The 6,675-nt window shown below is 51.8% G+C and carries 6 protein-coding genes; 3 read left to right on the forward strand and 3 right to left on the reverse strand.

Annotation, left to right across the window (positions count from 1 at the left end; genetic code table 11):
- Positions 1–930 (forward strand): InlB B-repeat-containing protein (locus NE619_RS17400; protein ID WP_256133755.1); only part of this gene is annotated, 930 nt, incomplete at its 5' end.
- Positions 931–986: 56 nt separating this feature from the next.
- Here the strand turns inward: NE619_RS17400 and pgeF are convergent.
- The 3 genes from pgeF to NE619_RS17415 form a co-directional block, all read right to left on the reverse strand.
- Positions 987–1,709, reverse strand: coding sequence for a peptidoglycan editing factor PgeF (gene pgeF / locus NE619_RS17405; RefSeq protein WP_256133756.1), 723 nt, complete (start codon positions 1,707–1,709; stop codon positions 987–989).
- 192 nt (positions 1,710–1,901) lie between these two features.
- Positions 1,902–3,104 (reverse strand): FprA family A-type flavoprotein, encoded by a 1,203-nt coding sequence (locus NE619_RS17410; RefSeq protein WP_256133757.1) that lies wholly within the window; start codon positions 3,102–3,104, stop codon positions 1,902–1,904.
- A gap of 11 nt (positions 3,105–3,115) precedes the next feature.
- The gene (locus tag NE619_RS17415; protein ID WP_330640843.1) at positions 3,116–5,023 is read right to left on the reverse strand and encodes an acyl-CoA dehydrogenase family protein; all 1,908 of its coding nucleotides are present in this window, start codon (positions 5,021–5,023) and stop codon (positions 3,116–3,118) included.
- A 165-nt stretch (positions 5,024–5,188) separates the two neighbouring features.
- Here NE619_RS17415 and NE619_RS17420 point away from each other — a divergent pair, with 165 nt between their 5' ends.
- Both NE619_RS17420 and NE619_RS17425 read left to right on the forward strand, forming a co-directional pair.
- A complete protein-coding gene (locus NE619_RS17420) occupies positions 5,189–5,827 on the forward strand; it encodes a Crp/Fnr family transcriptional regulator (protein WP_256133758.1) in 639 nt (212 codons plus the stop codon).
- Positions 5,828–6,244: 417 nt separating this feature from the next.
- Positions 6,245–6,675: hypothetical protein (locus NE619_RS17425; RefSeq protein WP_256133759.1), on the forward strand; the 431-nt coding region annotated here is incomplete at its 3' end.

Here is a 6,675-nt window from a genome sequence, read left to right on the forward strand (position 1 = left end):
AGCACAGGACTGGAAAGCAACAACTCCGTCACAAACATCGGTGAGAGTGCATTTTCTAGCTGTAGGGGGTTAGAAAGCACAGGTCTGGAAAGCAATACCTCCGTCACAACCGTTGGCATGGGAGCATTTTTTCAATGTTCCAGCCTGGAAAAGGTAGCCTTATCAAAGGACAGCAAGGTAGCTACGATCGGAGACCTGGCATTTGCGTACTGTGCGAACTTACAGTCTTTCGTGATTAAAGGAGATAGGGCACCAGCCTTGGGAGCAGATGTATTTTTAAATACACCAAGCGACTTTGCTATCTATTATCCCGTTCATGTGACCAATGGCACAGTAGCTGCAGCTCCAGAAAAACAAATTGACAGCAGTTTTGCGGCAGGTGCGACAATTACCATAACAGCTGCTCCCGCAGATACGGGAAAGCAATTCAAGAATTGGTCGGTGGGCAGCGGCAACGTGTCACTTGCCGGCAGCAAAAGCACCTCAACCACATTCCTCATGCCGGAGGATGTTGTCCGGGTCACGGCCAATTATGAAAACATTGAATACACTGTCACCGTGGACGGTGGCACCGGCGGCGGAACGTATGTCATGAACGACCGGGTTACCATCACGGCCGATCAGCCTCCGAAGGGCAAGCGTTTCAAGGAATGGCAGGTAGTGAGCGGCAAGGCCGCTTTGGCGGATCCGACAAAGGAAACAACCACCTTCACCATGCCGGCGGGCAACGTGGAAGTGAAAGCGGTATATGAGAACATACCTGCTGGACATAAGGGAGAAACGACCCCGCCGGGGAATGGCGGCAACGCAAAAGCAGATACGCCGCAGACAAGCGATCCGTCCAATCCGGGATTGCTCCTGTTCATCATGCTGGCAGCGGGAATCACAGCGGTGGTTTCCTGGGGGACGAGAAAGAAAAAAGCGCAATAAAAGGGAATGCCAAAGGCTGCCGCATCAAGAAATAAGAATTCTTGATGCGACAGCCTTTACAGTAAGCACAGCCCTGCTCCCATCCGCCGGTAGGTTCCGCCTTCCCGCCGGTAAGAGCAGAAGATCTCAGGCTCACAGCAGGTACAGTGGGAGCTTGCCGTTATGCGTTTCGCTTTCAAACCTGCCTCTTCCAGCTGCCTTCTGTTTATCCCTTTCAGGTCAAGATAGTTTTTTTCGCTCCCCTCGCCGCAGGGTGAGGCGAATTCTTCTGCAAAATTCCAGTTTCGCTTAAACTCTTCCAGGACCTCCGGCCCTGTCTCAAAGCAGCAGCTGCTGATTCCCGGGCCGATGTGGGCCAGGATATCCTCCGCTTTGCATCCAAAGGTTTGTTCCATTAAAGCTGCGGCCTTGGGAGCGATTCCCGCCGCGGTTCCCCGCCATCCGGCGTGAACCAGTCCAATGGCCCCCTTTACCGGATCGTACAGGTAGACCGGCAGGCAATCCGCATGTACCGTGGTCAGCAGAACGCCCGGCACGTCAGTAATCGAGCCGTCCGTATCGGGGATGCGGATCGGCGCGTTTCCTTTTTGCTCAATTACAGCGATACGGTCTTTATGCACCTGCACCGGCCATACCGGCTGCGCATGTTCAAGCCCCAGCTGCTGCAGTACGTCCGGCCGGTCATAAGGGCTGCCTTCGCTGGCCCCGTATTTCGTTGAAAAAAATCCTTTTACTTTGGGAAGCTCTTGAAATACTTCCAGATATAATTCATGTCTCATGGGTTTATTATATCATTTTTTGTATGTGAACCGAAAGCCCGATTTCAAAAAACGAACCCGGGAAACCGCTGCAAAATTATCCATTTCCCCTTCAAACTCTATGAATATGGGGAAAGATATTCTTTTGCCCACGGTTTCCCGGGTCAGTCAGCTGCCGGCCGGCAGCTCTTTTCATATATCGTTTCCGGTCTCTTACTCGTTGATGGATTCAATCAAGCCGTCTACCAGCTGATCCATTTCCAGCGCGCTGCCTTCGTTTAAAGAGGAGAGGACGGATACTTTTTCGTTGAGCACGGTCATCTGCTTCATTTCATCGAGGAATTCCTCCATGAGAGCGCCGGACTTGGGCGCCCAGGAACCGTTTTCAATCAGCGCTACAGTACGTTTCTGCATGTTGAGCGCTTTCATATCCATGAGATAATCCAGCATCGGCGGGTAAATGCCCAGGTTGTATGTAACAGAGGCCAGAACAATATGGCTCAGTCGGAAGGTTTCGGAAATCAATTGGGAAACATGCGTCTTAGAAACATCATACATAGACACATTGGTTATGCCCCGTTCCACCAGCTTGGTAGCCAGCAAATTGACTGCGCTCTCCGTATTGCCGTACATGGAAGCATATACGATCAGCACGCCTTTTTCTTCCGGTTCATAGCTGCTCCACTTATCGTACTTATCCAGGAAATATCCCAGATCGCTGCGCCATACCGGCCCGTGGAGCGGGCAGATCATCTTGATGTCGATGGTGGCGGCTTTTTTCAGCAGGGCCTGCACATGAGGGCCGTATTTGCCTACGATATTGGTATAATATCTTCTGGCATCGTCAATCCAGTCGCGGTCGAAATTCACTTCGTCGTTAAAGAGCTTTCCGTCCAGGGAGCCGAAGGACCCGAAGGCGTCAGCCGCGAACAGAACACCGTTTGTCAAGTCAAAGGTGACCATGGCTTCCGGCCAGTGAACCATCGGCGCGGCCACAAAGGTAACCTCGTGCTTTCCGAAGGAGCGGGTATCGCCTTCCTGAACTTCCTCGGTGTGTCCGTCAATATCGAAGTTGAACTGGTGCATCATCATGAAAGCTTTCTCCGTGCTGATGATTTTCACATCGGGATAGCGGAGCAGAACTTCCTCGATGGAAGCGCCGTGATCCGGCTCCATATGGTTGATTACCAGATAATCCAGCGGACGTCCGTCCAAAACGTATTCGATGTTTTCTAAAAACTGTCTGCCTGCGGACCAGTCCACCGTGTCAAAGAGCACGGTTTTCTCATCCAGCAGCAAATAGGAGTTATAGGAAACGCCGCGGGGAATGGGGTGAATATTTTCAAAGAGCGTCAGGCGGCGGTCATTTCCGCCGACCCAATACAGATCTTCTGTTACTTTTCTTACGCAATACATGGTTAACCTCCTTATCCTTCTATGAATTTATCCTTTTCTTCTCCGCAATCCGGGCAGATCCATTCTTCAGGAAGCGCGTCGAACAGGGTTCCCGGGGAAACGTCTCCTTCCGGATCGCCTACGGCCGGATCGTATTCGTATCCGCATCCGGAGCATACGTAAGTCTTCCAAGGCGGAGCCTCCTTCTTCGGCGTTGCTTTCCTCATTTTCTGCATTGGCGGAGCCGGTTTCTTCGGTTCGCCGTTATCCAGGGCCTTTGTCAGCAGCGGCAGAATTTCCATCAAATCTCCGACAATACCGTAGTCGGCATTCTTGAAGATTGGCGCGTTTTTGTTTTTGTTAATGGCTACGATGGTCGTCGCGCCTTTGATTCCTTTTAGATGCTGCCCTGCTCCCGAGATGCCGCAGGCAATGTAGAGGTTTCCGTTGAATTTCTGCCCCGACATACCCACATAGCGGTTGAGAGGAACGTACTTCAGCGTTTCCGCCACAGGTCTTGACGAACCGATGGCAGCGCCCGCCTGGATAGCCAGCTCTTCGATCAGTTTCATATTGGCTTTGTCTCCGATGCCCTTGCCTGCGCTGACAACCCGGTCGGCTTCAACGATCGGCGTGTTGGGATCAATACCCACGTTGAAATCATAACCGTCGGCTGTGAGAGCTTCCACCAGCGCGGCAACTTTTTCCTCATTGGTGCCTTCGCTGAATATCTTCTTTTTCCGTGCTCCCGTGATCGGCCCCTTGGCTTTCAGCTTGCCGCCGGTCTGCTTAGGCGGTTTGCCGATGATATGGGAAGCAATGACAACTCTCTGAATTTCATTGGTTCCTTCGTAAATGGTACAGATTTTCGCATCCCGGTAAGCTCTTTCCACTTCCATGCCCTTCAGGTATCCGGTTCCGCCGAAGATCTGCACCGCGTCGTTGACAACCTCCAGACAGATGTCAGAAGTGTACTGCTTGGCCATGGCCGATTCCATTCCGTACGGCTCATGATGCTCTTTCAGTTCTGCGGAGCTGTAGACTAAGAATCTGGCAGCTCTCAGCTTGGTCGCCATATCCGCGATCTTAAAGGAATTGATCTGATGATGGGCGATGGGAATACCAAACTGTTCTCTTTCCTTGGCGTATTCCACCGCATGTTCGAAGGCTCCCTGAGCGATTCCCAGCGCCTGAGAGGCAATTCCGATACGGCCGCCGTCCAGGGTCGCCATGGCGATTTTAAAGCCCTGGCCTTCCTTGCCCAGCAGGTTTTCCTTGGGGACCTTTACATCGTTGAATATCAGTTCCGCCGTGGCCGAAGAACGGATGCCCATTTTATCGTAATGGTCGCCGAATTCAAAGCCTTCCCAGCCCTTTTCCACAATGAAAGCGCTGATTCCTCTGGTGCCGATATTGGGCGTGGTGACTGCGAATACTACATAGGTATCGGCTTTGTCTGCATTGGTGATAAAGATCTTTCCGCCGTTGAGTATGTAATGGTCTCCTTCCAGTACAGCGGTGGTTTCGGTACCTCCGGCATCACTTCCCGCATTGGGTTCCGTTAGTCCGAAAGCTCCGAGTTTTTCGCCTTTAGCCAGGGGCACCAGATATTTTTTCTTCTGCTCCTCTGTTCCAAAGGCGTAAATAGGATAGGATCCCAGCGAAACGTGGGCCGAAAGAATAACGCCCGTGCCTCCGTCAATTCTCGCCAGTTCCTCTACGGCTATGGCATAGGTCATAATATCCAGACCGGCTCCGCCGTACTTCTTGGGATATGGAATCCCCATCATATTCATTTCCGCCAGTTTCTTTACAATTTCCTCCGGAAATTCGTTTTTTTGGTCCAGCATAAAGGCTATCGGTTTTAATTCCGCTTCTGCGAATTCTCTGATCTTTGCCCGAAATTCTTCATGCTTTTCAGTTGTTTTAAATAACATCATTACCTCCCCCTTCACGATGTATCTTATGCTTTTTCCTGAATTTTTAGAATTTAACTAATTTTAACCTTTTCCTGAGTTTTATTCTGTGACATTTGCAACAAAACGGGTAAATATTAGTAAATAATATTAATTAAGATTTGTTTTCGACAAGAAGGAGGGCGGATCATGAAACGGTGTTTTATTAATGATGGAATGACAGGTGAATCTATTAAAAATATGCTTCGCTGTTTTCACCCTCAGCTTAAAAGGCTGGCAAGCGGGGAGACAATCATGCGTTATTCGGATAAAATCGAAAAGATCGGGCTGCTGATGGAGGGAGAGGCCGCGCTCCACGCTCTGGACGCGGACGGAAACGACAGTCTTTTGGAAAGCTACGGGCCGCAGGATTTGTTCGGTGAGTTGTTTCACCTTCCTTTGGAAGGGCTGGAGTACCTCGTGGAAGCAAAGGCCGACTGCCGGGTGCTTTTTATCGACTATACTCATATCATTACACCCTGCGAAAACGTCTGTCCCCATCATTCACAGCTGATTAACAACTTGTTTCTCATGGCCGCCCAGCGGTCGCAGGCCTTGTCCCTGCACTTGAATATACTCAATCAGACCAGCATACGGAAAAAGCTGCTCACTTATCTGAATTGGCTGCGCGGCACTTCCGGCAGGAATCCGGTTATCGTTCCTATGACCCTGTCGGCCCTGGCGGAATATCTGTGCGTGGACCGCAGTGCCATGACCAGGGAGATCCGGCTCATGAATAAAGAAGGGATCCTGCAGTCCTCCCGGAGGGAGTTCCTGCTGTTGGATTGATATGGAAGGCGCCTTGGTTGCAGGTTTAGGCCTTGCGGCGGGGCTGCGATGGTGGGGCTGCGACCAAATGCCGAGGTTTCTGATGAATCCCGCGACCATTGCGCTCGGAAAGACGCCTTGGTCGCAGAGGCATCACTCATGGCAGCAGAGCTGCGACCAAATCCCGGGTTCCCTGATAAATCCCGCGACCATCGTATCCTAAAAGACACCTTGGTCGCAAGAGTATCACTTGCAGCGGCGAGGCTGCGACCAAATGCCCCTTTTCTCAATCAATCCCGCGACCATTGCTCCTGGAAAGACGCCTTGGTCGCAAGGGCATCACTTTCGGCGGCGAGGCTGCGACCAAATGCCCCTTTTCCCAATCAATCCCGCGACCATTGCGCTTGGAAAGACGCCTTGGTCGCAGAGGCATCACTCATGGCAGCAGAGCTGCGACCAAGTCCCGGGTTTCCCGATAAATCCCGCGACCATCGTATCCTAAAAGACACCTTGGTCGCAAGGGTATCACTTTCGGCGGCGAGGCTGCGACCAAATGCCGCTTTTCTCAATCAACCCCGCGACCATTGCGCCCCGAAAGACGCCTTGGTCGCAGAGGCATCACTCATGGCAGCAGAGCTGCGACCAAATCCCGGGTTCCCTGATGAATCCCGCGACCATTGCATCCTAAAAGACACCTTGGTCGCAGGGGCATCACTTGTGGCGGCGGAGCTGCGACCAAATCCCGGGTTCCCTGATGAATCCCGCGACCATCGCTTCCTAAAAGATACCTTGGTCGCAAGAGCATCACTTGCAGCGGCGAGGCTGCGACCAAATGCCGCTTCTCCCAATAAATCCTGCGACCATTACAT

Origin of the sequence: Anaerovorax odorimutans (assembly GCF_024459955.1) — a bacterium.
In the GTDB taxonomy this organism is placed as follows: Bacteria; Bacillota; Clostridia; order Peptostreptococcales; family Anaerovoracaceae; genus Hominibacterium; species Hominibacterium odorimutans_A.

Excerpts from the sequence above, each read along its gene's own strand:
- pgeF (WP_256133756.1), bottom strand. The coding sequence starts at position 1,709 with ATGAGACATGAATTATATCTGGAAGTATTTCAAGAGCTTCCCAAAGTA.
- NE619_RS17410 (WP_256133757.1), bottom strand. The coding sequence starts at position 3,104 with ATGTATTGCGTAAGAAAAGTAACAGAAGATCTGTATTGGGTCGGCGGA.
- NE619_RS17415 (WP_330640843.1), bottom strand. The coding sequence starts at position 5,023 with ATGATGTTATTTAAAACAACTGAAAAGCATGAAGAATTTCGGGCAAAG.
- NE619_RS17420 (WP_256133758.1), top strand. The coding sequence starts at position 5,189 with ATGAAACGGTGTTTTATTAATGATGGAATGACAGGTGAATCTATTAAA.